Here is a 25,006-nt window from a genome sequence, read left to right as displayed (position 1 = left end):
AAGCGCAAATATCAGGGCGCGGCCGGCTTGGAGGCCGGTTTCTGCGCGGGCTTCGGCGCCGGCTTGTTGCCCGGCTTGGCGTCCTTCGCGCCCTTTGGCGTGGTCGCCGGGGCCGCCGCCGGTGCGGCAGCGTTGCCACGTCCGCGCGGTGGCAGTTCGGGTGCCGGTTGCGCATGCGACAGCGCTTGCAGTACCTGGGCGTCGAGCGTAGCGGGGGCGACGGCTTCGGCGCTGGTGCCGGCTTCGCGCAGGGCCGGCGCCACCAAGTCCGGCGACAGCGGCGGCGCACTGCGCGTGCCGCCCGCCGCCGCCGGCGCAGAAGCGGCCGCCACAGCACTGGCGGCGGGGGCTGCCACGCCCGAAGCGGCAGCCACGCCGGACGCCGCCTCTACAGCCACCTGTGGCGCAGCCGTCGCGCTGGCGATGGTGGCCGTCTTGCCGGTCGAGAACACACTCGGCGTATCCACCGGCGGTTGCTGCTGCGGCTTGGGCGCGGTGGCGGCCAGCTCCGCGGGCCACTTGCCCGTCAGGTAATAGTCCATGACTGCACGCGCAATTGGCGCGGCTGACGTGGCGCCAAAGCCGGCGTTCTCCACGATGACTGCCAGCGCGATCTTAGGATGATCTGCCGGTGCGAACGCTTCGAACAGTGCGTGATCGCGCTTGTTTTCGGGAATCGCGTGGTGGTTGTACTTTTCGTTCTTGCCCAGCGAGTACACCTGCGCCGTCCCCGTCTTGCCCGCCGACACATACTGCGCCCCGATGAACGCCTTGGCCGCCGTGCCGGCCTGGTTCACGCCCACCATGGCGCGCTTGATCACGTCGATGTTCGCCTGCTTGAGCGGAATCCGGTAGCTCTCGGTCGGCACGGTCAGCGAGCGCGACTTGGACAGCGAATCTTCGACCGCCTTCACCAGGTGGGGCTTCATCACCACACCGTTGTTGGCCAGCGTCGATATCGCATGCGCGAGCTGCAGGATGGTGAAGTTGTTGTAGCCCTGACCGATGCCCAACGAGATGGTTTCGCCGTCGTACCACTTCTGCTGTTCGGGGCGCTTGTAGGCTTTGCGCTTCCAGTCGGTAGACGGCAGGATGCCGGTGCGCTCGCCTTCGATGTCGATGCCCGTGACCTGCCCGAAGCCGAACGGCTTCATGAAATCGTGGATGGCATTGACCCCCATGTCGTTGGCGAGCCGGTAGTAATACGTGTCGCACGACATCACGATGGAGCGGTACATGTCGACCCAGCCGTGCCCGCCCGGCACGTCGTCGCGGAAGGTGTGGTTGCCGAGCGTGAATGAGCCCGGATCGGCCATGCCCCACTGCGGCGTGCGCTTGCCAAGCTCGAGCGCGCCCAGTGCCATGAACGGCTTGTACGTCGAGCCGGGCGGATAGGTGCCGCGCAGCGGGCGGTTCAGCAGCGGCTTGTCCGGCGAGTTGTTCAGCTCGTTCCAGGTCGCGCTGTCGATGCCTTCAATAAACAGGTTCGGATCGAACGTCGGCTTGGAGACGAACGCGAGGATGTCGCCTGTCTCCGGCTCGATCGCCACCAGTGCGCCCCGGCGGTTGCCGAAAAGTTGCTCGGCGAGCCGCTGCAGGTTGATGTCGAGCGACAGGATCAGGTTGTTGCCCGGCGTTGCCTGCGAGGTCGACAGCGTACGGATGGGCCGGCCGCCCGCGCTCACTTCCACCTCTTCGTAACCCGTCAGGCCGTGCAGCTCGGTTTCGTAGCTCTGCTCGATGCCGACCTTGCCGATGTATTCCGTGCCGCTGTAGTTGTTGGAATCCTTGCGCGGGTCGTACGCCACGCCGGGCTGGCTGTTGGCATCGCTCATGTTGTCGATGCGGTCCAGGTCGCGCTCGGAAATCCGGCCGATGTAGCCGATCACGTGCGACGCCGATTCGCCCAGCGGGTATTGGCGGAACAGTCGCGCATGCACGTCCACGCCCGGAAAGCGGAAGCGCTGCGCCGAGAAGCGTGCCACTTCTTGATCGGTCAGCTGACTACGGATCGGCAGGCTTTCGAAGCTGCGCGCATCTTCCATCAGGCGCTTGAAGCGGCGGCGGTCGCGCGGCTGGATATCGACCAACTGGGCAAGCTGGTCGATCGTGTTGTCCAGCGTGTCCTGCAGCTTGGACGGCGTGATCTCGAGCGTGTACGCCGAATAGTTGCGCGCCAGCACCACGCCGTTGCGGTCCATGATGATGCCGCGATTGGGCTCGATCGGCGCGACCGAGATGCGGTTGTCTTCAGCCTTGGCGGAATACTGCTCGTGCTTAACCTCCTGCAGCCAGAAGAAGCGCGCCAGCAGCAGCCCGAAGCAGACGAGCACGAAAAGGGCGGCCGCCGCCAGCCGCAGGCGGAAGCGCGACAGCTCCTGTTCGACGTTGCGGATTTCGGTCATGCCAGGTAAACGCTAACGGCGGGGTGCATCAGATCGGCCACCTCAGATGGGCCGAGTTTCATCGACGCTCTCCGGGCGACGCTGCGGCGCCAGCAGGAACGCGTTGGCGAACGGCCACAGGGCGGCTTCGATCAGCGGAGGCAAGATGACCTGCCAGTCCGGCAGGTGCGCGCCCATCAGCAGGCGGATGACGATCGGTACCGCATGCGCCAGCACCAGCAGCGGCAACACATGCAGCGCCTGCGACAGCACCGAAAACCACAGCACGCGCCGGTGAATCGTGATCGCGAAGTACGACAGCATCGTGTAGGCCATCGCGTGTTCGCCAAGCAGACGCGCTTCGTGCACGTCCATCAACAGACCCAGCAGGAAGGCCACCACCATGCCCACGCGGCGCGGCTGGTGGATGTTCCAGAACACCAGCACCAGCGCCACCAGATCGGGAATCCACTGCATGTGGCCCCACGGCATCAGGTTGAACAGGAATGCCAGCACGAAGCTGAAAGCGATGAAGCCGGGGTTGACCGGGCGCAGCAGGTATTGGGGCGAGTTCATGATCGATGGCCTCGCTTCAGCGTTTTTGCGCTGAATCGGTGTCCAGCGGATTGCCGTCGGCGTCGGTCGGGCGCGGCGGCGGAGTGTTTTCTTCAGCTGCGGGCGTGGGGGCCGGCACATTGGCCTCGGCGGCAGCGCGTGCGGCGCGGTCCTTCTCTTCGCGTGCGTCGCGGGCAGCGTTCTTGCCCTTGGGCACCGGCGCGGGCGACAGGTCCGTCGGCGGCGGGAAGCCCGATTCGTACTTCACGATCAGCAGGTGCCGGTTGCTGCGGATGCCGGCCACCGGTTCGCAGACGACCCGCGAGAACGCGGTGTCGGCCTTGCGCTCGATTTGCGAAATGCGGGCCACCGGCAGGCCAGCCGGATAGACGCCGTCCAACCCCGACGTGACCAGCAGGTCGCCCTGTTGCAGATCGGCTGAGGCCGCCATGAAGCGCAGGTCCAGCGCCCCCGGCCGGGCACCGCCGAAGGCCACGCTGCGCAGGCCGTTGCGCACAACCTCCACGGGAATCGCCTGGTCCTTGTCGGTCAGCAGCGTGACTTGCGATTCAAACAGCGACACGCGCGTCACCTGGCCGACCACGCCGCGGTCATCGATGACCGGGTAGCCCGCGCGCACGCCGTCCTTGGAGCCGCGATCGATCACGATGCGCTGCGTATAAGGGTCACGTGCTTCGTAGAGGACTTCCGCCGGCACCGTGGGCACCGCCGCGTGTTGCTTCAGATTGAGCAGCGTGCGCAAGTTGCGGTTTTCGGCTTCGAGCTGCGAGGCGCGCAGCGATTGCTGCGCCTGTGCAACCGCCGATTCGCGCAGGTTGCGGTTATCAACCGCCAGCTTGGTGGACGATTGCGTGTATTCGAGCGCGGCGCGTACCGTATCGCGTGGAATCAGCACCAAGCGCTCGACCGGATACAGGATCACCGACACGACTTGCCGGACCACGCCCAGCACGGACATGCGGGCATCGATCACCAGCAACGCGAGCGCGAGCGCGAGCAAAGCAACCAGCCGTGCGGTGGCGGACGGGCCCTGCTTGAAGAGGGGCGGCGGGGAATAATCCATGACCCGGACGCTTCAAATGGGCACGGCAGACGCGTGACGGTCAACGTCAACGGCCTGCCGGCAACAGATTGGGTGTGGCGCTGGTGCGGTGCCCAAGCCCTTGGCGGGCGGAGCACGGCGCACCGGCGCGAGACGCATCTCAGCGGTCCGCGAAGGCGGCTGGCGTGACCACAACAGCAGTCACGAAATCGGTCGCAACAGCGGAACGCGGAGCGGCGTGGCGCATGGTCCCGTTATTCGTACGAGAAGATGCTGCCGAGCTTGTCCATGCGTTCGAGCGCCATGCCGGAGCCGCGCACCACGCAGGTCAGCGGGTCTTCGGCCACCAGCACCGGCAGTCCGGTTTCTTCGGCCAGCAGGCGGTCGAGGTCGCGCAGCAGCGCGCCGCCGCCGGTGAGCATCATGCCGCGCTCGGCAATGTCGGCACCGAGTTCCGGCGGGGTTTGTTCCAGCGCGATCTTCACCGACGAGACAATCTGGTTCAGCGGATCCGTCAGCGCTTCCAGGATTTCGTTGGACGACACCGTGAAGGCACGCGGAATGCCTTCCGACAGGTTACGGCCCTTCACTTCCATCTCACGCACTTCCGAACCCGGGAAGGCGGAGCCGATTTCCTTCTTGATGGCTTCGGCGGTCTGTTCGCCGATCAGCATGCCGTAGTTGCGGCGGATGTAGTTGACGATAGCCTCGTCGAACTTGTCGCCGCCCACGCGCACGCTGCCCTTGTAGACCATGCCGCCCAGCGAGATGATGCCCACCTCGGTGGTGCCGCCGCCAATGTCCACCACCATCGAACCCGACGGCTCCGACACCGGCAGGCCGGCGCCAATCGCGGCAGCCATCGGCTCTTCAATCAGGTACACCTGCGACGCGCCGGCGCCGAGCGCCGATTCGCGGATGGCGCGGCGCTCGACCTGGGTCGAACCGCACGGCACGCAGATGATGATGCGCGGGCTCGGGCGCAGCAGCTTGGTGTCGTGCACCATCTTGATGAACTGCTTGAGCATCTGCTCGGTGACGGTGAAGTCGGCGATCACGCCGTCTTTCATCGGGCGGATCGCCTCGATATTGCCCGGCACCTTGCCCAGCATCTGCTTGGCTTCCTTACCGACGGCCTGGATGGTTTTCTTGGCGTTCGGGCCGCCTTCCTGGCGAATGGCCACCACCGACGGCTCGTCAAGGACGATGCCCTTGTCGCGGACGTAGATCAGGGTGTTGGCGGTGCCGAGGTCGATCGCGAGATCGTTGGAGAAATAGCTGCGCAAAAAGCCGAACATCGAATGAATCCTGTTTTTCGAGTCATGGGCGGCCCAGCAGCAGGATTGCGGTGCAACGGCTGCACCAACGCGCGGACGCCGCAAGGGCATGCCATGCGGTCCGATCCTGCTACTGCGCTCCCGGGAATGTCGCGGGCTCCGTGGTGATCGGCGGTGGGGTGCCGTGGCACTGGCCATCCTGCCGAGGCTGGGCCGCCCGGAGAGGGGGCCCCCAAGGAACCTTTGATTAAGTGTCGCCTGATGCTGACGGCGCGACTGCCGGGAGGTTCCCGGGGTACTTAATCAGAGGGTCCGTGACTGCACGAAGTCGCCTGCTGACTTAGAAATTTAGTCGGCAATCATACCTTATAATTCGACGGTTTCGCGGGCGTTTGGCGCCAAAATTGCGGCAAATCGGCGCTGTCAAAGCCCAACCTGAGCGGACTTTGCGCGCAGTAGCCGTCGCTTGCCGTACGTTGCCCGCCCGCCGCTGCACTCACTGACCCACTCCGATGGCACTCGAACTCTCCGACGTCAAACGCATCGCCCATCTCGCCCGTATCGAAGTCTCCGAAGGCGAGGCGGCCCAGACCCTCACCCAGCTCAACCAGTTTTTCTCGCTGGTCGAGCAGATGCAGGCCGTGGACACCACCGGCATTGAGCCGATGGCCCACCCCATCGAGCAGGTCCAGGCGCAAGCCCAGCGTCTGCGCGACGACGCCGTCACCGAAGCCGACCGCCGCGCCGACTACCAGCAATGCGCGCCGGCCACCGAGGCCGGCCTGTACCTCGTGCCCAAGGTGATCGAGTAACCCGGGCAAACAGCGCCCTGCGCCCGTCTTGAGCCCTCTCCATTCGACGTCGCCGGCGCTTGCCGGCAGCCCATCCGAACGTATTCGATGACCGCATCCACGATCAAAGCCCTGTCCGCCCAACTCGCCGCCAAGGAGGTTTCGGCGGAAGAACTGGCGCGCCACTACCTGTCGCGCATCGAGGCCGGGGCGCACCTCAACGCCTTTACCCATGTCGACGCCGAGGCGACGCTTGCCCAGGCGCGGGCCGCCGATGCACGCATCGCGGCTGGCAACGCGGCGCCGCTGACCGGCGTGCCGATCGCGCACAAGGACGTCTTCGTCACCCGCGGCTGGCGTGCCACGGCGGGCTCCAAGATGCTCGGCAATTACACCAGCCCGTTTGACGCCACCGTGGTCGAACGCCTGGGCGCGGCTGGCATGGTGACGCTGGGCAAGACCAACATGGACGAATTCGCCATGGGTTCGTCCAATGAGAACTCGGCCTTCGGCGCGGTCAAGAACCCCTGGAACGTCGAGCACGTGCCGGGCGGTTCGTCGGGCGGCTCGGCGGCGGCGGTGGCAGCCGATCTGGCGCCCGCTGCAACGGGGACGGACACGGGCGGTTCGATCCGCCAGCCGGCATCGTTCTCGGGCATTACGGGGATCAAGCCGACGTACGGCCGCGTGTCGCGCTACGGCATGATTGCTTTCGCCTCGTCGCTGGACCAGGGCGGCCCGATGGCCCGCACAGCCGAAGATTGCGCGCTGCTGCTGTCTGCCATGGCCGGCTTTGACCCGCGCGATTCCACGAGCCTGGAACCCGGCCGCGGTGGCGACGTGGAAGATTTCAGCCGCCTGCTCGGCCAGCCGCTGCAAGGCGCCGATGCCGCGCGCCCGCTGGCCGGACTGCGTATCGGTCTGCCCAAGGAGTATTTCGGCGAAGGGCTGGCCGATGACGTGCGCACCACGGTACGCGCCGCGCTGGCTGAGCTGGAAAAGCTCGGCGCCACGCTGGTCGACATCAGCCTGCCCAAGACCGAGCTGTCGATTCCGACGTATTACGTGATCGCCCCGGCCGAGGCATCGTCCAACCTGTCGCGCTTTGACGGTGTGCGTTACGGCCACCGCGCGGCGGAATACCGCGATCTGGCCGACATGTACCGCAAGTCCCGCGCCGAAGGCTTCGGCTGGGAGGTCAAGCGCCGCATCCTGGTGGGCACGTATGTGCTGTCCCACGGGTATTACGACGCGTATTACCTCCAGGCGCAGAAGATCCGCCGCATCATCGCGCAGGATTTCCAGAACGCATTCGCGCAGTGCGACGTGATCATGGGCCCCGTCGCCCCGACCGTTGCCTGGAAGATCGGCGAGAAGAGCGATGATCCGGTGCAGATGTACCTGGAAGACATCTTCACGCTGTCGACCAGCCTGGCAGGCCTGCCGGGCATGAGCGTGCCGGCGGGCTTTGGCGCCAACGGTCTGCCGGTTGGCTTGCAGATCATCGGCAACTATTTTGAAGAGGCACGCATGCTGCAGATCGCGCATGCATTCCAGCAGGCGACCGACTGGCACAACCGCCAGCCGGCGGCCTGAGGCCCGTACAGACGTATCGCTCCACGCAGGAGGCACGCATGAACCACCGCATCCGCACTGCACTCGGGCTGGCGCTTGCCGCCGGCCTGCTGGCGGCGTGCGTGCCGATTCCGCTGACGTCGATTCCGGGCATCAGCCGTCCGTCGAAGCCGCCGCCGATCTCCGACCGACGCATCGACATCAACGGCTACTGCAGCCAGACCGAAGAAGACGGTTTCCGCGAGCAGGCGACGCTCACCGTGGCCGACAACAACGTCAACGCCATGCAATGGCAGTTGTGGGTCGGCCGGCGCGGTTCGTGTCAGTTCGACCTGTCGACGTTCCAGCAGACCAAGCGCCGCCCCAGCATCGAGCTGCGCGAGCGCTACGGTAATTGCACGCTGATGGTCTGGCAGGACCCGCGCCGCGTCACGTTGGCACACGCCAATTGCGAAGCGCATTGCACGCCCGGCATCTATGACGAAGCCTGGCCGGTGATGTTCGACCCGAAAACGGGCCAATGCGCCCGGAATGCCCGGTGATGCGCGTATCGCTTCGTTTGCTGGTGGCGTTGGCCGGCGCGCTGGCGCTGCACGCCGTCGCGCAACCGACGCCGGACGCCGAAGGCGCCCTGCCGGATATGCCGGCTGCACGCGCGCCGTCGTCGGCGGAGCTGGGCGTGCAGACGGTGGAGATTCCGCGTGCGTCTGTGAAAGACGCCGAGGATGCGCCGCAAACGCTGACCGCCTATTGGGTCGCATCGCCCGTCAAGGCACCGGCGACCGGCGCACCGGTGGTGATCGCGCTGCACGGCTGCAGTGGCCTCTATACGCAGGTCGGGGCCGATGCGAAAGCGCTGGGCTCGCGGTATCGGGGGTATGCGCAGTGGCTGGGCGCGCGTGGTTACGCGGTGGTGTTTCCCGACAGTTTCGGCCCGCGCGGCAAGCCGCACGGCATCTGCACCGAGCGCACCGCCACGCGCGATATCAACGGCGCGATGCGCCGCGCCGACGTGCTGGCGACGATGCGCTGGGTGGCGGCGCAGCCGGGCGTGGATGCGAACCGCATCGTGCTGCTCGGCTGGTCCAACGGCGCGCAGGCTGTGCTGGAGGCGGTGGATGCCAGCCGCGCCTGGCCCGTCGATACGCCCGCGGTCAACCGCGCAGTGGCGTTCTATCCGGGCTGTGCGTCGGCACAGAAGCGGCCCGACTATCGGCTGAACGCGCCGTTGCTGCTGCTGGCCGGCGGCAACGATGACTGGACCCCGGTTGATCACTGCCAGGCGCTCCAGACCGCCGTACTGGCGCGCCAGCCGCAGGCGCGTTTCGAGTTGGACATGTTTGGCGGCGCGTATCACGGCTTTGACGGCACGGCTGCAGTCAAGGAGCGCAATGGCATCCCGAAGGGGCGTCGCTACGGAACGGTCACGGTCGGCGGCGATCCGGCAGCGCGCGAAGCGGCCTTTGCCAAACTCGCGGCGTGGCTCGATGCGCCGCACCCCTGATCGCAGCGACGCAAGAACACCTGAACACCTGAGTACCTAGACATTCACACCACAACAATCGACAGGACACACGCAACATGCAATGGGAAGTGGTGATCGGCCTCGAGACGCACACGCAGCTCTCGACGGTCTCGAAGATTTTCTCCGGCGCGTCCACCGCCTTTGGCGCGGCGCCCAACACGCAAGCGGCGCCGGTTGACCTGGCGCTGCCGGGCGTGCTCCCGGTGCTGAACAAGGGCGCCGTTGAGCGCGCCATCGTGTTCGGCCTGGCCATCGGTGCCAAGATTGCGCCCAAGAGCATCTTCGCGCGGAAGAATTACTTCTACCCCGATCTGCCCAAGGGCTACCAGATCAGCCAATACGAGATCCCGGTGGTGCAGGGCGGCACGCTGACCATCCAGGTGGAAGGCAAGAACGGCCAGCCCGGGTATGAGAAGACCGTGCAGCTCACGCGTGCGCACCTGGAAGAAGATGCGGGCAAATCGCTGCACGAGGACTTTGCCGGCATGACGGGCATCGACCTGAACCGCGCCGGCACACCGCTGCTGGAAATCGTGACCGAGCCCGACATGCGCAGTGCGGCCGAAGCCGTGGCCTATGCCAAGGCCCTGCACGCGCTGGTGATGTGGCTGGGCATTTGCGACGGCAACATGCAGGAAGGCAGCTTCCGTTGCGACGCGAACGTGTCGGTGCGCCCGGGCCCGGATGCGCCGTTCGGCACGCGCTGCGAAATCAAGAACCTCAACTCGTTCCGCTTCCTGGAAGAGGCGATCAACTACGAAGTGCGCCGCCAGATCGAGCTGATCGAAGACGGCGGTACCGTGGTGCAGGAAACCCGCCTGTACGATCCGGACCGCAAAGAAACGCGCTCGATGCGCAGCAAGGAAGACGCGCAGGATTACCGCTACTTCCCCGACCCCGACCTGCTGCCGCTCGTCATCGGCGACGACTGGATCGAGCGTGTGCGCGCCACGTTGCCCGAGCTGCCGGCCGCCATGGCCGCACGCTTCGAGTCGGCCTACGGCCTGCCGAAGTACGACGCGAGCATCCTCACCGCCACCAAGGCGACGGCTGCGTATTTCGAAGCCGTTGTGGCCGATGCTGGCGCCGCGAATGCCAAGGCTGCGGCCAACTGGATCATGGGCGAGGTCGCCTCGAACCTGAACCGCGCCGACCTGGACATCGACGCCGCACCGGTCAAGCCTGCGCAACTGGCCAAGCTGCTCGCCCGCATTGCCGACGGCACGATCAGCAACAACACCGCCAAGAAGGACGTCTTCCCCGCCATGTGGGCCGGCGAACACGGCGGCGATGCCGACGCGATCATCGCCGAGAAGGGCCTGAAGCAGATGTCCGATTCGGGCGAGCTGGAGAAGATCATCGACGACGTGCTGGCGGCCAACGCCAAGTCGGTCGAGGAATTCCGCGCCGGCAAGGAGAAGGCATTCAACGCGCTGGTGGGTCAGGCCATGAAGGCCACGCGCGGCAAGGCCAACCCCGCACAAGTCAACGAACTGCTGAAGAAGAAACTCGGCGCAGCCTGATGAGCACCTCCACGATGAACGCACAAGACGTCGCCAACTACCTGCAGGCGCATCCGGCCTTCTTTGAAGAGCACGCCGAGCTGCTGGCCGCCATCCAGCTCACCAGCCCGCACAGCCACCGCGCCGTGTCGCTGCAGGAGCGCCAGATGGAAATCCTGCGCGACAAGAACAAGCACCTCGAGCTCAAGCTGTCGGACCTGATGCGCCACGGCAACGAGAACGACCGCACGCAGCAGCGCGTGCACGCGTGGACGACGCGCCTGCTGGGCGAGGCCGACACGCATGCGCTGCCGTATGCCGTGCAGGATGGCCTGCGGGAAATCTTCGACGTGCCGGCTGTGGCGCTGCGCGTGTGGCAGGTCGGCGAAGAATTCGCGCACCTGGAAGTTGCGCAGGGTGTGAGCGAGGAAGTGCGCCTGTTTGCTGCGGGCCTGCGTGCGCCGTATTGCGGCGCCAATGCGGGTTTTGAAGCCGCCGGCTGGTTGGATACGTCGGACAGCGGCGAGCCCATCGAATCGCTCGCGATTGTGACCCTGCGCGTGCCGGTGCGGGGCGATGCCGATGCCAGCGCTGCGCCGGCATTCGGCCTGCTGGTGCTCGGCTCGCCGGACGCCCGCCGCTTCCATGACGGCATGGGCACGACCTACCTCGCGCAGATCGGCGAACTGGCCGCTGCCACGCTCAACCGCCTGCGCGACTGAGCGCAGCCCACCGCATGCCGCAATCTGCATCCGCCGATGAGTCTGGCGCTCAGCCGCCGCATCCGCAGATTGCGGCGTACCTTGACGCACTGAAGTTCGAGCGGCAGCTCTCGCCGCACACGCTCGAGAGCTACACCCGCGAGCTGGCCGTGCTGCAGCGCCTGGGCGCGCAGCACGCTGCCAACGTCGATCTCACGCAACTGCAGTCGCACCATATCCGCCGCATGATGGCGCAACTGCATGGCGACGGTTTGTCCGGCCGCAGCATTGCGCGGGCGCTGTCGGCGTGGCGCGGCTGGTTCAAATGGATGGCGCTGCGCGATGCCGCCGTCACCGCCAATCCCGTCGACGGTGTGCGCGCGCCGAAGAGCCCGAAGCGGTTGCCGAAAGCGTTGTCCGTCGAGCAAGCTGTCGCGCTGATGGAGCAACTGCCCGGCGACGATGCCGAAACCGTCCGCGACCGTGCCGTCAACGAGCTGTTCTATTCGTGCGGACTGCGGCTCTCCGAACTCGTCAGCCTGGATATGCGCCACGTGAAGGCCGGCGCGTATGAATCTTTGAGCTGGCTCGATCTGGAGGCGCGCGAGGTACAGGTGCTCGGCAAGGGCAGCAAGCGGCGCACCGTGCCGGTGGGCACCAAGGCGGCCGAGGCGCTGGCCGCATGGCTCGCGGTGCGCGAGCAACTGGCCAAGCCCGACGCGGCACCCGAAGACGCGCACGCGCTGTTTCTCTCCCCACGCGGCAAGCGGCTGGCGCAGCGGCAGATTCAATTGCGCATGAAGCGCAACGCCATTGCCGCAGGTGTGCCGGCGGATGTGCATCCGCACGTGCTGCGGCATTCGTTTGCTACGCACATGCTGCAGTCCTCCGGTGATCTGCGCGCGGTGCAGGAACTGCTCGGCCACGCCAGCATCGCCAGCACGCAGGTTTATACTTCGCTCGATTTTCAGCACCTGGCCAAGATCTACGATCAGGCGCATCCCCGCGCAAAAAAGAAGTAGCGCATTGTCCGAGCCCTCGGGCGCCCCATCCCCAGTCGTATGCAAACCCTGATTCTGAAGCCCGGCAAGGAGCGCTCGCTGCTGCGCCGGCACCCGTGGATTTTCGCCAACGCCATCGATCGCGTGGAGGGCAAGCCGGCCTCCGGCGCGACCGTCATTGTGCGCGCACACAATGGCCAGTTTCTGGCGCGCGCCGCGTTCAGCCCCGTCTCGCAGATTCGCGCGCGCGCGTGGAGCTTTGATGAAGCCGAGCCCGTCGACCACGCGTTCTTCAAACGCCGCATTGCCGCCGCCGTGGCGTACCGCCGCGCGTGGGTGCACGACACCGACGCCGTGCGCCTCGTCATGGGCGAAGCCGACGGCCTGCCCGGCCTGATCGTCGACCATTACGGCACCGGGGACGCGGGCCAGCTCGTCTGCCAGTTCAGCGCCGCGGGCGTGGAGCACTGGAAGCAGGCGATCGTCGCCGCGCTGATCAAAGAGACGGGCTGCCCGAACGTCTACGAACGCTCCGACGTGAGCGTGCGCGAGCGCGAAGGCCTGGAGCAGATGACCGGTGTGCTGGCCGGCGCCGAGCCTGCTGCAGACCTGTCTGCTACCGAGCACGGCGTGCGTTATTACGTGGATGTGCGTGAAGGCCACAAGACGGGCTTCTACATCGATCAGCGCGACAACCGCGCGCTGGTCGGCGCCTTGGCGCGCGATCGCGATGTGCTGAACTGCTTCTGCTATACGGGCGGGTTTTCGCTGGCGGCGCTCAAGGGCGGGGCGCGTTCGGTGGTGTCGATCGACTCGTCGGGCGAGGCGCTGGCGGTGGCTGAGCGCAACGTCACGCTCAATGGCTTCGATCCGGCGCGCGCCGAGTGGTTGGATGCGGACGTCTTCAAGTCGCTGCGCAACTTCCGCGCAGAAGGCCGCCAGTTTGACCTGATCGTGCTGGATCCGCCCAAGTTTGCGGCGTCGGCGCAGCAGGTCGATCGCGCGGCGCGGGCATACAAGGAGATCAACCTGGTCGGCATGCAGTTGCTGCGCCCGGGCGGCCTGCTGTTCACGTATTCGTGCTCGGGCGCGATCGACTCCGACTTGTTCCAGAAGATCGTCGCGGGTGCGGCGGCCGATGCCAAAGTGACGGCGCGCATCCAACGCAGGCTGGCCGGCGGCTTGGATCACCCGCTGCTGACGAGCTTTCCGGAAGGCGAATACCTCAAGGGCCTGCTGCTGCAAGTCGGCTAGCAATTTGTCGCAATTTTTGGCTTGTCCCGGCAAGCCTGCATTGCGAAGATGCGGTCCTTCGTTTTCCGCATCACGTCGATGGCATCCAATGCAGCCCATCACGCGACGGGCTGGGCGGCCGGTCTGATTGCCGCCGCCGCCGTCGCACAGGCTTCCCATACGTCTCTCGAACATCTTGGCAGCCTCCTGGCGTTTTGCGCGGCGGTTGCGGGCAGCACCGCGCCTGACTGGATGGAGGTGGCCTGGTGGACCCGTGCGCGCCGCCTCTGGATCACGCACCGCACCGCCACCCATTGGGGCATTGGCTGGATCGCGGTGCTTGTGCTGTCGTATCACGCGTTGGGCCATGCGCACCTGTGGGCGCCGCTGCTGTTCGGCTTCGCCTGTGGCGGGCTGATGCATCTGCTGGCGGACTGGCCCAATCCGCTGGGCGTGCCCTGGATCTGGGGGCGCCATTCCCTGAACTTGTGGAAGAGCGGCCGCTGCGACCTGATCGTGGTGACGCTGGCGTGGGTCGCCGCATGCTGGCTGGTGCGGCCGCTGTGGGCGGCGACGGCCACGCGGGTGGTGGGTTGGTTCGCCCACCTGGCGCGATGAGCCTGCCGGCTCGGCATTGTCTGATGGAAGCCGGGCCCGCGAACGACTAAGTTGGAACCGCCGGACGCCACGCGTCCGAATCCAACTCCGTTTGCGCAAGCGTTGCGCAAACGCCCTCACCGGAGTCGTCGATGACACTGGATGTGACGCGCCAAGACCCTCGCTACAACACGCTCAAACATGGCTTCAACCTGCGCTGGCCGGCGACGGATGCGCAGGCCGCCAGCCGCATCGCTCTCATAGAAAAGCCCGACGATGTGGCGCCCGCCGTGCAGCGCATCATCAACGCGGGCCAGCGCCCGACCGTGCGCAGCGGCGGGCATTGCTACGAGGATTTCGTCTCCAACAACCCCGACGGCACGATTGTCGACCTGAGCCTGCTCGCCACGCCCGAGGTGCGCGCCGACGGCTCGGTGCGCATTCCGGCCGGCACGCAAAACTGGAACGGCTACCTGGAGCTGTACAAGCGCCACAACGTGACGCTGCCCGGCGGCTCGTGCTATTCGGTGGGCGCGGGCGGACATATCTGCGGCGGCGGGTATGGGCTGCTCTCGCGGCTGCAGGGGCTGACGGTGGATTGGCTCTCGGCCGTGGACATCGTCACCGTGGATAAAACCGGCAAGGCGGCTGCGCGCACGGTGGATGCGGCGCACGATCCGGATCTGTTTCGTGCATGCCGCGGCGCGGGCGGCGGCAACTTCGGCGTCATCACGGGCTACACCTTCGCCAAGCTGCCCCAGGCGCCGCAGGACGTGGCGCTCGCCACCGTGGCCTTCGACTGGGCGACCATGACGCCACAGCGCTTTGCCGAATTGCTGCGCATCTACGGCGAATACTGGGAGACGCGCGGCAAGGACCCGGACACGTGGGGCATGTTCTCGCTGCTCAAGCTCACGCACAAATCGTCGGGGCAGATCGTGCTGCTCACGCAGTTCTGCAACCCAGACGGCACGTGCCGCGATCTCTCTGTCCTCAATGATTTTCTGAACCGCTTCCAGGCCTGCGCGCCGACGCCGGTCAAAGGGCGCCCGCCCGGCTACGGCCCCGCGCATAGGCAGGGCGTGGGGCAACTGCTCTGCTCCAAGCCGCACACCATCGTGCAGTACGACTGGCTGACGGCCACGCAGTATCTGAACGGCTCGGGGGCCAATCAACGTGGCAAATACAAGTCGGCCTATATGAAACGCGGCTTCACGGCGCGTGAGGCGCAGCGCATCTATACGCACCTCACGCGGACGATGCCGGGCGTGGACCTGAGCCAGTCGCTGCTGCAAGTCGATTCGTATGGCGGCGCCGTCAACAAGGCCGAGCGCATTGGCGATACCGCCGTGCCGCAGCGGGCGTCGATCATGAAGCTGCAGTACCAGACGTATTGGGGCGCCGCCGCCGATGATGCCGGCCACCTGCGCTGGATCAGTGACTTCTACCGCGACGTCTACGGCGCACCCGATGTGCCCGCGCCGCACAGCGGCACGCCATACCCCGGCGACCGGTACGAGGGCTGCTACATCAACTACCCCGACGTCGACATGCTCGCCTCCCCGTTCTGGCCGCAGCTCTACTACGGCAGCGGCGACCTGTACGCGTTTCTGCAGGATGTGAAGCACCGGTATGATCCGAACAACATCTTCCACCACGCCATGTCCGTGCGTGTTTGATGGAGCCATCCCATGACCAATCGTCTTCGTCGAACTTTCATGCAGTGGACCGGTAGCTTGCCTTTGCTGGGTGCTCTTCCCAAAACCGTCATGGCCCAGGCGGGCGAGCAATCCGCCGCGGCGGGCGCGCAGCCCGCAGGCAATGCACGCCCTCCCCGCTTTGCCTATGTCGGCACCTACACGTTCAATGCGCCGGGCGGCACTGCCGGTGGCCCGGCGGCACGCGGCATCTACGTGCTGGCGCCGCGCGGCGATGCGTGGACGCAGGTGCAGGTGGTCGAGAGCGCCAATCCGTCGTTCCTGGCCGTGCACCCGAATCAGCGGTTCCTGTACGCCATCAATGAACTGGAGGTCTACGAGGGCCGCCCGAACGGTAGCGCCGAGGCCTATGCGATTGATCCGCACGACGGAAAGCTGACGCTGCTGAACCGCCAGCCGCTGTCGCTGTCGGGCACGAACCCCGCGCATGTGGTCGTGTCGCCGGACGGCAAGCACCTGTGCGTGTCGATCTACAGCGGTGGCGCGTACAACCTCCTGCCGATCGGCGAGGACGGCAAGCTTGGCACTGTGTCCGGCATCTTCAAGGACACCGGTTCCGGCCCCCGCCCCGAACAGGAAGCGCCGCACGCGCACATGATGCTGTTCGACGCCACCGGCGGCCACGTGATCGGCACCGACCTGGGCACCGATCGCATCAACGTGTTCGCCATTGAGGGCGGCAAGCTTGCCCCGCGTGACCGCGCGCAACTCAAGCCAGGCAGCGGCCCGCGCCACCTGGCGCTGCATCCGCAAGGCAAGCTGCTCTACGTCATCAACGAGCTTGAGGGCTCGGTCGCCTGCCACGGTTACGACCCCGCCACCGGCCACGTGCTGGAAGAGCGCCAGCGCATCTCCACCACCCCGGCCGACTACACCGGCCAGAAGAGCGGCGCTGAATTGCTGATGCATCCGTCAGGGCGCTTCCTCTACGCCAGCAACCGGAAGCTGAAGTCCGACCACCCGCTGGCCGACAGCGTGGCCGCGTTCAGCATTGACGCCTCGGGCAAGCTCGCGCCGCTTCAGTACTGGAGCGAAGGTGTGCACTTCCCGCGCGCGATGACGATGGCGCCCGACGGCAGCTATGTCTACGTGCTCAACCAGAAGGGCGACACCATCCTGAGGCTGCGCATCGACGGACAAACCGGCAAGCTGGATCAGCCCACGGTGGTGGCGAAGGTGTCGACGCCGGTGTGCCTGGTGTTCGCGGCATAAGCGGCACCAAAGCGCGAGAGAAAACCCTGGGCGGCGCAAGGCCGCCCAATTGCAACTCAATTGCAGCAACCCGCGCCCCGTGGGACAATCCCGCGCATGAACACCCCGGCCCCGCGCGACGATCTCGCCACTTCGCAATCCCATTCGCCTGAAGAGGCTGCCCGCGCGCGCCTGCGCGGCCTGGGCAGCCGTGTGACCGAGCCCCGCGTGCGCGTGCTGGCCGTGCTGATGCAGGGCGCCGATCCGCTTTCGCACCAGGCCGTGTGCGACGCGCTGCCGGACGATTCCGGCATCGACCGCGTGACGGTCTACCGCGTGCTCGACTGGCTCGTGGCCGGCGGCATCGTCCACAAGACGGCTGGGGCCGATCGGGTTTTTCGCTTCAGCCTGGCCGAGCATGACGCCGCGCGCGAAGCAGCGCACCGCTCGCACAGCCACTTCCATTGCACGCAATGCGGGCGCGACTTCTGTCTGGAAGGCGCCGAGCCGCCCGCCATGCCGAAGGCCGCCTTGCCCGCCGGCTTTGCAGCCGACCATGCCGAACTCACCATCAAGGGCGCCTGCGCGGATTGCGCGCATCTGGCGGCCCATCACAAGACAGGAAACGCACCATGTCCAAAATGATCCCGGTCACCATCCTGACGGGCTTTCTCGGCAGTGGTAAGACCACGCTGCTCAAGCGCATCCTGACCGAACAGCACGGCATGAAGATCGCCGTGATCGAAAACGAGTTCGGCGAAGAGAACATCGACAACGACATCCTCGTGCAGGACGGTAACGAGCAGATCGTGCAGATGAGCAACGGCTGCATCTGCTGCACGATCCGCGGCGATCTGGTGCAGGGGTTGTCCGACCTGCTCACGCGCCGCGACAACGGCCAGATCCAGTTCGACCGCGTGGTCATCGAGACCACCGGTGTCGCCAACCCCGGCCCCGTGGCCCAGACGTTCTTCATGGACGACGAGATCGCGAGCCGCTACCTGCTGGATGCCGTCATCACGCTGGTCGACGCCAAGCACGGCAACATGCAGCTCGACAAGCAGGAAGAGGCGCAGCGCCAGGTCGGCTTTGCCGACGCCATCTTCATCACCAAGAGCGATCTGGTGTCCGCCGACGATGTGGACGCACTGCGCCACCGCCTGCTGCACATGAACCCGCGCGCCCCGATCCGCACCGCCAATTTTGGTGAGACGCCGATCGACACGATTTTCGACCTGCGCGGCTTCAATCTGAACGCCAAGCTGGAGATCGATCCCGACTTCCTGCGCGAAGACGATCATAGCCACGATCATGATCACGACCATGCCTGCTCGGCCGATTGCGACCACGATCATGATCATGGCCATCACCATGGCCACGGTCACCACCATCACCACGGCCATGCGCACCATACCGACCGCATTGCGTCGTTCGTCTTCCGCAGCGAACGGCCTTTTAATTACACCAAGCTCGAGGAATTCCTCTCGGGCGTGCTGAACATCTACGGCGAGAAGCTGCTGCGCTACAAGGGCGTGCTGTATATGGAAGGCGTCGACCGCAAGGTCGTGTTTCAGGGCGTGCACCAGCTCATGGGCAGCGACGTGGGGGGCAAATGGGACGGCGAGACCCCTTCCAACCGGATGGTGTTTATCGGCGTAGACCTGCCGCGCGAAACGATTCTGAAAGGATTGGAGAACTGCCTGGCCTGATTCCGGCGCTTTTCCCCTCCTTTTGGGTGGCCCCGCCGCGCGCTTTCAGGCAGAATCCGGGCCGGATTTTCTGTCCGTGTTTCTCCGATAGTTCAGTTAATATCGTTCAGCTACAATAGGTCGATTTAGAAGCACGTCGTCCGAAGCACGTCCGATAGGAGAGCAGGCGATGGTGACTAAGACCAAGGAAGGACGCGGCGCCAACGGAGGTGCCGGGCCGTCCGTAATGGAGTCGGCGGCAGCCCAGGCTGCGCCAGCCACCCGTAGAAAAGCGGCAGGGGGCGCCGCTGCGGGAGAGGCAAAAGGAGGCGCGCGGGGCGGCAAGTCCGCCGCCAGCCAGAACAAGTCCGGCGCATCCCCGCGCAAGGACGACGCGACAGCCGAGACGGCTCGCGATTTACCAGGATCATCTGCAGCAACCATGAGCAGCAAGAAACTACTCACCGAAGCCGAAATCCTGAAGATGAGCGACAAGGATTACATGAACGAGGCGCAGCTCGCCTTCTTCAAGGACCGGCTTGTAAAAATGCGCGACGAAATTCTCGCGAACGCCAACCAGACCACCGAGCACCTGCGCGAGACTGTGATCGTGCCGGACCCGGCTGACCGTGCCACCATCGAGGAAGAGCACGCGCTGGAGCTGCGCACGCGCGATCGTGAGCGCAAACTGCTCAAGAAGGTCGAACAGTCGATCGCCCGCATCGATGCCAACGACTACGGCTACTGCGACGAAACCGGCGAGCCGATCGGCATTCCGCGCTTGCTTGCTCGCCCGACGGCCACGCTGACGCTCGAGGCGCAGGAGCGCCGCGAAAAGCGCCAGAAGTTGATGGGTGACTGACGTACGCGTCGCATTTGGTTGACGCGTTCGTTTGAATCTCGCAGCCCGGTAACTCACCGGGCTGTTTGCTTTGTTGGGCCACAAACTGAGGCCACTGATCATGTCCCGTCCGCTTCCCGTTACCGTGCTGTCCGGCTTCCTGGGCGCCGGTAAGACCACGCTGCTCAATCACGTGCTCGCCAACCGCGAGGGCAAGCGCGTGGCCGTGATCGTCAACGATCTGTCGGACGTCAACATCGACGCGCAGCTCGTGGGCGATGGCACGGCCACCAGTGCGCAGCTCTCGCGCACCGACGAGCGCATGGTGGAGCTATCCAACGGCTGCATCTGCTGCACGCTGCGCGAAGATCTGCTCGACGAGATCGCGCGCCTGGCCCGTGAAGACCGCTTCGACTACCTGCTGATCGAGTCGACGGGCGTGGCCGAGCCGCTGCCGATTGCCGAGACGTTCACGTTTGAAGACGAGCAAGGCGACGTGCTGTCCGACCTGGCGCGTCTCGACACGATGGTCACCGTGGTCGATGCCCAGCACTTCCTGGCTGATTACGATGCAGCCGATTTCCTGTCGGATCGTGGCCAGGCGCGGGATGAAGACGACGACCGCACCGTCGTCGACTTGCTGATCGAACAGGTCGAGTTCTGCGACGTGATCGTGCTCAACAAGATCGACCTCGTGAGCGATGCCGAGCGCGAGCGCCTGGCCGGCATCCTGCACTCACTGAACCCGCGGGCGCGCATCGTGCCGGCATCGTTCGGCAAGGTACCGCTGGACGAAATCCTCGACACCCATCGTTTCGATTTCGATGCCGCATCCGCCGCGCCGGCTTGGCTGGCGGAGCTGCGTGGCGAACACGTTCCTGAGACTGAAGCGCTCGGCATCCGCAGCTTCGTCTATCGTCGCCGCGTGCCGTTCCACCCGCAGCGTCTGTGGGACCTCATGCATACCGAGTGGCTGCGCGAACACGGCCGCGTGCTGCGCTCCAAGGGTTATTTCTGGCTGGCTTCGCGTATGGACACGGCGGGCAGCTGGGGCCAGGCCGGCGGCGTGATGCGCCATGGCGGTGCCGGAGCGTGGTGGGCTGCCGTGGATGAAGCCGAATGGCCCGACGAGGAAGAAGCCCGCGCGGACATTTCCGACAAGATGCACGACAACGGGGCGCCCGCGCGCTGGGGCGACCGTCGCCAGGAACTGGTCTTCATTGGCACGGACCTGGATGAAGCGGCGCTGATTGCGCAACTCGACGCTTGCCTGCTGACCGACGCTGAGATGGCTGCCGGCCCCGAAGTCTGGGCCACGCTGGCCGATCCTTTCCCCGCCTGGGCCTACGACGACCACGACGATACCGACTGGGACGACGACCACGATCACCAACACGGTGACGACTGCGACTGCGGGCACCATCACTGAGCACGCAGACCCCCTGCTTCATCGACGTTGACACCGGCGTCATCCGGTCCCGACAATCCCCGAACGTTTTGTTTTCGTCATAAACCATCGGGGAGTCGTCATGCCGGTCCTGCGTCTGCTGCGCGCCGCGAACCTGGTCGCCGCGCTGTGTTTTGCCACGACGCTCTCGGCGCTCACGCCGATTGCGGCGCATGCCCAGCCGGCATCCACGCTGGTGATTGGGTTGTCGGGCGACATCACTTCGCTCGATCCGCACTTCCATAACGTCACGCCCAACTCGAACGTGGCCGAGCATATGTTCGAGGCGCTGATCGCCAAGGACGAGAAGATGCGTCTCAAGCCGGGCCTCGCCACGTCGTGGAAAGCCCTGAGCGACACGGTATGGGAAGTCAAGCTGCGCCCTGGCGTGCATTTTCATGACGGCAGCGAATTCACCTCGGCCGACGTCGTCTATTCGCTGGCGCGCCCGGCCACCATCAAGAACAGCCCGTCGCCGTTCACGATCTACACGCGTGGCTTCAAGGAGGTGACGGCCGTCGACAAGCTGACCGTGCGCATCACCACGAACGGCCCGTACCCGCTGGTGCCGAACGACTTGTCGACCATCTACATGGTGTCGAAGAAGGCTGTCGAAAAAGCTGGCGCGGACGATTTCAACAATGGCCGCGCCATGATCGGAACCGGGCCGTACAAGTTCGTCTCCTTCAACCGCGGCGATCGCGTGGAACTCACGCGCTTTGATGGCTACTGGGGCAAGAAGCCGCAATGGCAGCACGTGACGCTGCGCATCCTGACGGCCGACGCGCCGCGCGTCGCGGCGCTGCTGGCGGGCGACGTGCAGATCATCGAAAACGTGCCGAGCTCGGACATCAAGAAGCTGTCGACCAACCCGGCGGTGACTGTGTTCAAGATGCCGGTGTTCCGCATGATGTATCTGCACATGGATTCCAACCGCGATGTGTCGCCGTTCGTGACCGACAAGGCCGGCAAGCCGCTGCCGAAGAACCCGCTCAAGGATGCACGCGTGCGCGAGGCGATCTCGCTGGCGATCTCGCGCCAAGCCATTGTCGACCGCGTGATGGAGGGTGCGGCCGAGCCGACGGGCCAACTTGTGAACAGCGCGTTGTTCGGTCACGTGCCCGGTCTGAAGGCACCGGTGGCGGACCCGGCTGCCGCAAAGAAACTGCTCGCCCAGGCCGGCTACCCCGATGGCTTTGCCATCACACTGCATGCCACCAACAACCGCTATCCGAACGATGACCGCGTCGCACAGGTGATCGCCTCGATGCTTTCGCGGGTGGGCATTGCCACCAAGGTCGAGACGCTGCCGTCAGCGTCGTTCTTCACACGCGCAAACAAGCTGGACTTTTCGTTTCTGCAAGCCGGCTGGGGTGCTGATACCGGCGAGGCCAGTTCAAGCCTGAAGGCGCTGCTGGCGACCTATGATCCGGCGCGCGGTTGGGGCGCCTCCAATCGCGGGCGCTATTCCAACCCGGCGCTCGACGCCAAGCTGGCCGAAGCCCTGCAGACCCTGGACGACAGCAAGCGCGAGAGGCTGCTGCAGGAAGCCACGGAAATCGGCATGCGCGATTTCGGCGTGATTCCGCTGTACTTCAATATCAACGTGTGGGCGGCGCGTAAGGGCTACACGATGGTGCCGCGTCTGGATGAGCGCACTTACGCATTCGATGTGACGCACTGAAATAGCCGGGAGCCAAGCAAGAAGCGATTTTCGGCGCACAAAATATGTGCGCTGTGACGGAAATCAGGCTTGAAATCCTCGGAGCTGGCGTCAAGTATGAAGTTCTTTGGCCGGCCCGCTGGGGGCCGCGCCAAGCCGGACCCCCTAGGAACAAGCGCATGGAACAGTATCACGGCACCACCATCGTCAGCGTGCGTCGCGGCAACCAAGTCGCGCTCGGCGGCGATGGCCAGGTCACGCTGGGCAATATCGTGATGAAAGGCTCGGCCCGCAAAGTGCGCGCCATCTACGATGGCAAGGTGCTGGTCGGCTTTGCCGGCGCCACCGCCGACGCTTTCTCCCTGCTCGACCGTTTTGAAGCCAAGCTGCAAAAGCACCAAGGCAACCTGCTGCGCTCCGCCGTCGACCTGGCCAAGGACTGGCGCACCGATCGCGCCCTGCGCCACCTCGAAGCGATGCTGATCGTCGCCGACCGCGAAGCCACCCTCGTCATCACCGGCAACGGCGACGTGCTCGACCCGGAAGGCGGCATTGCTGCCATTGGTTCGGGCGGCTCGTATGCCCAATCGGCAGCCAAGGCGCTGATGGAGAACACCGATCTCGCTCCGCGCGATGTGGTGGAAAAATCGCTGCGGATCGCCGGCGAGCTCTGCATCTATACCAACACCAATTTCGTGATCGAGACGCTCGAATAAGCGAGCGCCTTCATCGACAGGATTCCCATGTCTGAAACCATGACGCCGTCGGAAATTGTTTCCGAACTCGACAAGCACATCATCGGCCAGCACAAGGCCAAAAAGGCCGTTGCCGTGGCGCTGCGCAACCGCTGGCGCCGCCAGCAGGTGGGCGAGCCGCTGCGCCAGGAAATCACGCCCAAGAACATCCTGATGATCGGGCCGACCGGCGTAGGCAAGACCGAGATTGCCCGCCGCCTGGCCAAGCTGGCCGACGCACCGTTCATCAAGATCGAGGCGACCAAGTTCACCGAGGTGGGCTACGTCGGCCGCGACGTCGACACCATCGTGCGCGATCTGGCCGAGATGGCCGTCAAGCAGACGCGCGAATCCGAGATGAAGAAGGTGCGCGCCAAGGCCGAAGATGCGGCCGAGGATCGCATCCTCGACGTGCTGATCCCGCCGCCGCGCGACATCGGTTTTGCGCAGCCGGAAGAAAAGGATTCGACCGCGCGCCAGACCTTCCGCAAGAAGCTGCGCGAAGGCCAGCTCGACGACAAGGAAATCGAACTGGAAGTGTCGGCCGGTGTGCCCAGCATGGACATCATGGGGCCGCCGGGCATGGAAGACATGACCGAGCAGATCCGCTCGATGTTCGCGGGCTTGGGGCAGGGCAAGAAGAACCGTCGCAAGATGAAGGTCAAGGAAGCCTTCAAGCTGCTGATCGACGAAGAGGCCGCGAAGCTCGTGAACGAGGATGAGCTGAAGCAGAAAGCGGTGGCCAATGTCGAGCAGAACGGCATCGTCTTCCTGGACGAGATCGACAAGATCGCCAGCCGCAGCGAATACGGCGGCGGCGAGGTGTCGCGCCAGGGCGTGCAGCGCGACTTGCTGCCGCTGGTGGAAGGTACGACCGTCAACACCAAGTACGGGATGATCAAGACCGATCACATCCTGTTCATCGCGTCGGGCGCGTTTCATCTGTCCAAGCCGAGCGACCTGATTCCCGAGCTGCAGGGCCGTTTCCCGATTCGCGTGGAGCTGGATTCGCTGTCGGTGGAGGATTTCCGCGCGATTCTCACGCAGACCGACGCGAGCCTCACCAAGCAATATCAGGCGCTGCTGAAGACCGAAGGTGTCGACCTCGTGTTTGCCGAAGACGGTATTCGCCGCCTGGCCGAGATCGCATGTTCGGTCAACGAGAAGGTCGAGAACATTGGCGCACGCCGTTTGTACACGGTGATGGAGCGACTGCTTGAAGACCTGTCGTTCCACGCGCACAAGTCGGCAGGCGAGACGGTGACCATCGACGCCGCGTACGTCGACGAGCGTTTGAGTGAGCTGTCGGGCAACGAAGATCTGTCGCGCTACGTGCTGTAAGCGTGTAAGCAACGCATTCAATATGCCCCGCGGGCCGCATCGGAGACGATGCGGCCCGTTTTGTTTGGGCGCCCGCCAAGCCAGGTGGGGAAAGGGTTTGCTCAGGATCGTGCGTGGTCAGGTCCGTTATCTGCTGAAGAAGGTGGTGCCGCACAGACAATGCGCGCCGCGCACCTGGC

At 65.2% G+C, this 25,006-nt stretch carries 22 protein-coding genes; 18 read left to right on the top strand and 4 right to left on the bottom strand.

The window, feature by feature from the left end; genetic code table 11:
• Positions 1–11 precede the first annotated feature (11 nt).
• From mrdA to ACTJK4_RS00790, 4 genes are all read right to left on the bottom strand, one after another.
• Positions 12–2,405, bottom strand: coding sequence for a penicillin-binding protein 2 (gene mrdA / locus ACTJK4_RS00805; protein ID WP_440815328.1), 2,394 nt, complete (start codon positions 2,403–2,405; stop codon positions 12–14).
• A 42-nt stretch (positions 2,406–2,447) separates the two neighbouring features.
• Complete coding sequence (gene mreD, locus ACTJK4_RS00800; RefSeq protein WP_015856079.1) at positions 2,448–2,960, bottom strand: rod shape-determining protein MreD; 513 nt, start codon at positions 2,958–2,960, stop codon at positions 2,448–2,450.
• A 16-nt stretch (positions 2,961–2,976) separates the two neighbouring features.
• Entirely contained in the window at positions 2,977–4,023 is a 1,047-nt protein-coding gene (mreC, locus tag ACTJK4_RS00795; RefSeq protein WP_316880854.1) for a rod shape-determining protein MreC, read from the bottom strand.
• 233 nt (positions 4,024–4,256) lie between these two features.
• Positions 4,257–5,300, bottom strand: a complete 1,044-nt coding sequence (locus tag ACTJK4_RS00790) for a rod shape-determining protein (protein WP_004628293.1) — start codon at positions 5,298–5,300, stop codon at positions 4,257–4,259.
• 491 nt (positions 5,301–5,791) lie between these two features.
• Between ACTJK4_RS00790 and gatC the strand changes: the two genes are divergently transcribed.
• The 18 genes from gatC to hslU all read left to right on the top strand — a co-directional run bounded on the left by gatC (position 5,792) and on the right by hslU (position 24,827).
• Positions 5,792–6,091, top strand: a complete 300-nt coding sequence (gene gatC / locus ACTJK4_RS00785; protein ID WP_004628291.1) for an Asp-tRNA(Asn)/Glu-tRNA(Gln) amidotransferase subunit GatC — start codon at positions 5,792–5,794, stop codon at positions 6,089–6,091.
• Between the two features lie 87 nt (positions 6,092–6,178).
• A complete protein-coding gene (gatA, locus tag ACTJK4_RS00780) occupies positions 6,179–7,666 on the top strand; it encodes an Asp-tRNA(Asn)/Glu-tRNA(Gln) amidotransferase subunit GatA (RefSeq protein WP_440815323.1) in 1,488 nt (495 codons plus the stop codon).
• A gap of 38 nt (positions 7,667–7,704) precedes the next feature.
• Entirely contained in the window at positions 7,705–8,187 is a 483-nt protein-coding gene (locus tag ACTJK4_RS00775) for a hypothetical protein (RefSeq protein WP_440815320.1), read from the top strand.
• Positions 8,187–9,149, top strand: coding sequence for a dienelactone hydrolase family protein (locus ACTJK4_RS00770; protein WP_440815317.1), 963 nt, complete (start codon positions 8,187–8,189; stop codon positions 9,147–9,149). The genes ACTJK4_RS00775 and ACTJK4_RS00770 overlap by 1 nt, the downstream gene beginning before the upstream one ends.
• A gap of 77 nt (positions 9,150–9,226) precedes the next feature.
• Entirely contained in the window at positions 9,227–10,693 is a 1,467-nt protein-coding gene (gene gatB, locus ACTJK4_RS00765) for an Asp-tRNA(Asn)/Glu-tRNA(Gln) amidotransferase subunit GatB (RefSeq protein ID WP_343618649.1), read from the top strand.
• 14 nt (positions 10,694–10,707) lie between these two features.
• Positions 10,708–11,394, top strand: a complete 687-nt coding sequence (locus tag ACTJK4_RS00760; protein ID WP_045205336.1) for a DUF484 family protein — start codon at positions 10,708–10,710, stop codon at positions 11,392–11,394.
• 14 nt (positions 11,395–11,408) lie between these two features.
• Positions 11,409–12,395 (top strand): tyrosine recombinase XerC, encoded by a 987-nt coding sequence (xerC, locus tag ACTJK4_RS00755; protein WP_440815314.1) that lies wholly within the window; start codon positions 11,409–11,411, stop codon positions 12,393–12,395.
• A gap of 39 nt (positions 12,396–12,434) precedes the next feature.
• Entirely contained in the window at positions 12,435–13,628 is a 1,194-nt protein-coding gene (locus ACTJK4_RS00750) for a class I SAM-dependent rRNA methyltransferase (protein WP_440076498.1), read from the top strand.
• Between the two features lie 78 nt (positions 13,629–13,706).
• Positions 13,707–14,225, top strand: a complete 519-nt coding sequence (locus ACTJK4_RS00745) for a metal-dependent hydrolase (protein ID WP_440077095.1) — start codon at positions 13,707–13,709, stop codon at positions 14,223–14,225.
• A 131-nt stretch (positions 14,226–14,356) separates the two neighbouring features.
• Complete coding sequence (locus tag ACTJK4_RS00740; protein ID WP_440815311.1) at positions 14,357–15,883, top strand: FAD-dependent oxidoreductase; 1,527 nt, start codon at positions 14,357–14,359, stop codon at positions 15,881–15,883.
• Between the two features lie 12 nt (positions 15,884–15,895).
• Complete coding sequence (locus ACTJK4_RS00735; protein ID WP_440815308.1) at positions 15,896–17,134, top strand: lactonase family protein; 1,239 nt, start codon at positions 15,896–15,898, stop codon at positions 17,132–17,134.
• Between the two features lie 96 nt (positions 17,135–17,230).
• Complete coding sequence (locus tag ACTJK4_RS00730; RefSeq protein ID WP_322017064.1) at positions 17,231–17,758, top strand: Fur family transcriptional regulator; 528 nt, start codon at positions 17,231–17,233, stop codon at positions 17,756–17,758.
• Positions 17,746–18,822 (top strand): CobW family GTP-binding protein, encoded by a 1,077-nt coding sequence (locus tag ACTJK4_RS00725; RefSeq protein ID WP_440815304.1) that lies wholly within the window; start codon positions 17,746–17,748, stop codon positions 18,820–18,822. The genes ACTJK4_RS00730 and ACTJK4_RS00725 overlap by 13 nt, the downstream gene beginning before the upstream one ends.
• 421 nt (positions 18,823–19,243) lie before the next feature.
• Positions 19,244–19,663, top strand: coding sequence for an RNA polymerase-binding protein DksA (gene dksA / locus ACTJK4_RS00720; RefSeq protein ID WP_024977044.1), 420 nt, complete (start codon positions 19,244–19,246; stop codon positions 19,661–19,663).
• A gap of 100 nt (positions 19,664–19,763) precedes the next feature.
• Positions 19,764–21,071: a zinc metallochaperone GTPase ZigA gene (zigA, locus tag ACTJK4_RS00715; protein ID WP_316870369.1), complete on the top strand. Its 1,308-nt coding sequence runs from the start codon at positions 19,764–19,766 to the stop codon at positions 21,069–21,071.
• Between the two features lie 100 nt (positions 21,072–21,171).
• Complete coding sequence (locus tag ACTJK4_RS00710; protein WP_260803731.1) at positions 21,172–22,773, top strand: ABC transporter substrate-binding protein; 1,602 nt, start codon at positions 21,172–21,174, stop codon at positions 22,771–22,773.
• Between the two features lie 158 nt (positions 22,774–22,931).
• Positions 22,932–23,468 (top strand): ATP-dependent protease subunit HslV, encoded by a 537-nt coding sequence (hslV, locus tag ACTJK4_RS00705; RefSeq protein ID WP_004628261.1) that lies wholly within the window; start codon positions 22,932–22,934, stop codon positions 23,466–23,468.
• Between the two features lie 27 nt (positions 23,469–23,495).
• Positions 23,496–24,827: an ATP-dependent protease ATPase subunit HslU gene (hslU, locus tag ACTJK4_RS00700; RefSeq protein WP_260803732.1), complete on the top strand. Its 1,332-nt coding sequence runs from the start codon at positions 23,496–23,498 to the stop codon at positions 24,825–24,827.
• The last annotated feature ends 179 nt before the right edge of the window (positions 24,828–25,006 follow it).

This window comes from Ralstonia sp. 22111 (assembly GCF_052045895.1).
GTDB lineage: Bacteria > Pseudomonadota > Gammaproteobacteria > Burkholderiales > Burkholderiaceae > Ralstonia > Ralstonia wenshanensis.
This window is presented reverse-complemented; position numbering and strand designations above follow the sequence as displayed.

What these genes read in the sequence shown, in the direction of transcription:
- mrdA (WP_440815328.1), bottom strand. Translation starts at nt 2,405, where the DNA reads ATGACCGAAATCCGCAACGTCGAACAGGAGCTGTCGCGCTTCCGCCTG.
- mreD (WP_015856079.1), bottom strand. Translation starts at nt 2,960, where the DNA reads ATGAACTCGCCCCAATACCTGCTGCGCCCGGTCAACCCCGGCTTCATC.
- mreC (WP_316880854.1), bottom strand. Translation starts at nt 4,023, where the DNA reads ATGGATTATTCCCCGCCGCCCCTCTTCAAGCAGGGCCCGTCCGCCACC.
- ACTJK4_RS00790 (WP_004628293.1), bottom strand. Translation starts at nt 5,300, where the DNA reads ATGTTCGGCTTTTTGCGCAGCTATTTCTCCAACGATCTCGCGATCGAC.
- gatC (WP_004628291.1), top strand. Translation starts at nt 5,792, where the DNA reads ATGGCACTCGAACTCTCCGACGTCAAACGCATCGCCCATCTCGCCCGT.
- gatA (WP_440815323.1), top strand. Translation starts at nt 6,179, where the DNA reads ATGACCGCATCCACGATCAAAGCCCTGTCCGCCCAACTCGCCGCCAAG.
- ACTJK4_RS00775 (WP_440815320.1), top strand. Translation starts at nt 7,705, where the DNA reads ATGAACCACCGCATCCGCACTGCACTCGGGCTGGCGCTTGCCGCCGGC.
- ACTJK4_RS00770 (WP_440815317.1), top strand. Translation starts at nt 8,187, where the DNA reads ATGCGCGTATCGCTTCGTTTGCTGGTGGCGTTGGCCGGCGCGCTGGCG.
- gatB (WP_343618649.1), top strand. Translation starts at nt 9,227, where the DNA reads ATGCAATGGGAAGTGGTGATCGGCCTCGAGACGCACACGCAGCTCTCG.
- ACTJK4_RS00760 (WP_045205336.1), top strand. Translation starts at nt 10,708, where the DNA reads ATGAACGCACAAGACGTCGCCAACTACCTGCAGGCGCATCCGGCCTTC.
- xerC (WP_440815314.1), top strand. Translation starts at nt 11,409, where the DNA reads ATGCCGCAATCTGCATCCGCCGATGAGTCTGGCGCTCAGCCGCCGCAT.
- ACTJK4_RS00750 (WP_440076498.1), top strand. Translation starts at nt 12,435, where the DNA reads ATGCAAACCCTGATTCTGAAGCCCGGCAAGGAGCGCTCGCTGCTGCGC.
- ACTJK4_RS00745 (WP_440077095.1), top strand. Translation starts at nt 13,707, where the DNA reads ATGGCATCCAATGCAGCCCATCACGCGACGGGCTGGGCGGCCGGTCTG.
- ACTJK4_RS00740 (WP_440815311.1), top strand. Translation starts at nt 14,357, where the DNA reads ATGACACTGGATGTGACGCGCCAAGACCCTCGCTACAACACGCTCAAA.
- ACTJK4_RS00735 (WP_440815308.1), top strand. Translation starts at nt 15,896, where the DNA reads ATGACCAATCGTCTTCGTCGAACTTTCATGCAGTGGACCGGTAGCTTG.
- ACTJK4_RS00730 (WP_322017064.1), top strand. Translation starts at nt 17,231, where the DNA reads ATGAACACCCCGGCCCCGCGCGACGATCTCGCCACTTCGCAATCCCAT.
- ACTJK4_RS00725 (WP_440815304.1), top strand. Translation starts at nt 17,746, where the DNA reads ATGTCCAAAATGATCCCGGTCACCATCCTGACGGGCTTTCTCGGCAGT.
- dksA (WP_024977044.1), top strand. Translation starts at nt 19,244, where the DNA reads ATGAGCAGCAAGAAACTACTCACCGAAGCCGAAATCCTGAAGATGAGC.
- zigA (WP_316870369.1), top strand. Translation starts at nt 19,764, where the DNA reads ATGTCCCGTCCGCTTCCCGTTACCGTGCTGTCCGGCTTCCTGGGCGCC.
- ACTJK4_RS00710 (WP_260803731.1), top strand. Translation starts at nt 21,172, where the DNA reads ATGCCGGTCCTGCGTCTGCTGCGCGCCGCGAACCTGGTCGCCGCGCTG.
- hslV (WP_004628261.1), top strand. Translation starts at nt 22,932, where the DNA reads ATGGAACAGTATCACGGCACCACCATCGTCAGCGTGCGTCGCGGCAAC.
- hslU (WP_260803732.1), top strand. Translation starts at nt 23,496, where the DNA reads ATGTCTGAAACCATGACGCCGTCGGAAATTGTTTCCGAACTCGACAAG.